The sequence below is a fragment of the Microvirga sp. Mcv34 genome (assembly GCF_024519725.1).
Lineage (GTDB): Bacteria > Pseudomonadota > Alphaproteobacteria > Rhizobiales > Beijerinckiaceae > Microvirga.
Genome location: NZ_JALJRK010000207.1, coordinates 1 through 2218 on the forward strand (window position 1 = coordinate 1; position 2218 = coordinate 2218).

The 2218-nt window shown below is 56.9% G+C and carries 2 protein-coding genes; both read right to left on the minus strand.

Features of this window, described 5'->3' with window-relative positions:
• Nucleotides 1–773: 773 nt before the first annotated feature.
• Entirely contained in the window at nt 774–1388 is a 615-nt protein-coding gene (locus tag OC446_RS30090) for an MbcA/ParS/Xre antitoxin family protein (RefSeq protein WP_262032549.1), read from the minus strand.
• A 158-nt stretch (nt 1389–1546) separates the two neighbouring features.
• Nucleotides 1547–1813 (minus strand): WGR domain-containing protein, encoded by a 267-nt coding sequence (locus OC446_RS30095; RefSeq protein ID WP_262032550.1) that lies wholly within the window; start codon nt 1811–1813, stop codon nt 1547–1549.
• Nucleotides 1814–2218: the final 405 nt, after the last annotated feature.

Sequence of the window (2218 nt, forward strand, 5' to 3'; positions counted from 1 at the left end):
GAATGCATGGCCGACATCGCGTCGGAACAACTGGCCGACTTCGTCGGAATCCGCACGCACACTGTCCACTTTCGGGAATTTTGAGCTTTGGCTCTCACCCATCCGGACATCGTCCCGTTCGTCAGCTCTTGGAACTAGGGCCTCCTGGGTCGCCGCTCCCCTCCTCCCATAGGAACCATCCGCGCCAGTGTTGATGCTCCGTTTGGCTGAAACAGTTCGGACGGGTCCTGATTGCTGACCTTGCCCGCTCGTCATCCCACTATCGGGCGAGTGGCGTATCAGGGGATGTGAATGTAATGTTGCAACCAGCATCTGAGGCTCCCCGTCTGAGACGTCTCTTGGTCGGAGCATGCCAGTCCATCGATGATAAGATGATCGCCCTCGCCTAGCCGATCACAGAACATAAGCTAGCGAATGGCTCGCGGTTGATGTGTTCCGCTCTTAGGAACCACGACACTATTGGTGGTGAAGTAAGCTTGCCAGGGCCTCGATTGCCTTGCCCGCTAAGAGTTGGATTTCAATGATCTGCAGGTCCTGATGACCGCCTACATCCACCCGCTTACAACAGGGAATCTGATAACGCCCCTTTTGACAAGAAGTCCGCTGCTCCGGGAACAGTTCACCGATGTCCCTTCATCATCCGTGAGATCGGCGAGGCTCGCTGCCCTGAGGTGCTCCTCGACAGATTCTGATCCGGCCCGTTTGACGGATCTATGAACGCCGCAGGGCCCTCAGGGCTACCAACACGGCCTCAGTCGAATCCTCCCGTGCGGTCACACGCATACTCCATACTTGATCTGGTCGAGGAGCGTCAGGACTTGGTCCGACCTACCTTGAGACACCAGGTCTAGAGGAGTGGCCTGCAGCGCTTGATTATGCTCGACTAACCATAACACGCCCTGATCGCCAAAGACCTCGTGTGTCCTCGCAACGACTGTAGCGATCTCTGGCCCAGAGCCCTTGAGAGACCTGAGTTGCGCAATCTGTCCTTCAAGATGAGTGATCGCTTGATCCAGCAAGGGGTCAACGTTCATCGTGGTGTAATCCTTGTCGATAGGCTCATTGTCGTTTGGTCCCTTGCCTTGACTCTGCGCAAGCAGACCCTCTTCGAAGGGAAGGTCCTCGACACGCCCATCGTGTTCATCGATAAACCGAATGTCGGCGTCTGTATAAGGCTTGAAATCCCGATCAATTTCGTTGGGCGGCATATAGACGCCCTGCGCTGCAGCGCGGAGGAATCTCAGGAGTTCGAGCTGCCCTTCCTCGGTTGCCATGAGCTCACCCGGAGGGCGGCTGCCGAATATGCCGTGAGGTCCCCGTAGAAAGTCCTCAGGGTCATCGTAGAGGACCTCAATGAGTGTGCGGATCTCGTCGACGATCTGGGTCATGCCTGAGACTCTAACATCAGGAGGGATAAACGCCAGTTCTCGGGGAGGTCATGGTTGCAATCGCGCTCACGTGAAAGATAATTCCGGTGAGGACGGCTCTACCTACCGACTGACACCGTTGACTTCAGCGTATGAGATCGCGCCCGCTCTCTCATCTGTCACGGCAACCCTCCTACCCGTCCCTGAGCGACGTAGCCACGTCGGCGCTTCCGCTGGAGCCAAGTCTCAAGAGCTTCCACGGCCATCGATTGGGTTTCGTAAAGCTCAATCCGCGTCTGACCAGGCCGACCGATACGGCCCCATTCCCGGATCAACGAGGCATCACCGAACAGGCTGGTCTCGATCGACAGCACATAGTAGCGGGCCATGTTGCAGGTGGGATCACACCTGTCGAGCACCAGGTACTGGATCGTGTCGTCGGACATGTCTCCATGTTGCGCAGGACCTGAGGCGAGGTCCAATCAAAGCTATGAATCCATTGCGCCACAACGATTCACAACCGTGATGTACCTGGATGTGTCCCCTCTTCGCGGCACACGAAAATTCGTCTTATCTCACAGGGGCTCTACCCTCCCCTATCAATTTCTCCTGCATGACGAACCTTGCTGACGGCCGCCGACAACACGGCAGAATTCGACTTGTCCAGCCGCTCTGCAATCAGAACCGGGAGCCAGCTTCGCTGACAGGTGAAGAACCCACACGATGATCATGGTGCCATGAGGATTGCTCACGATCCTAGGCCATTCTGCGCCTCCTCATGGCCAGGAGCTCGACAGCGAGGTCGATCTTGCCGGATTTCACCATGCGGGCGAGCGCGCGGAAGTAGCCGC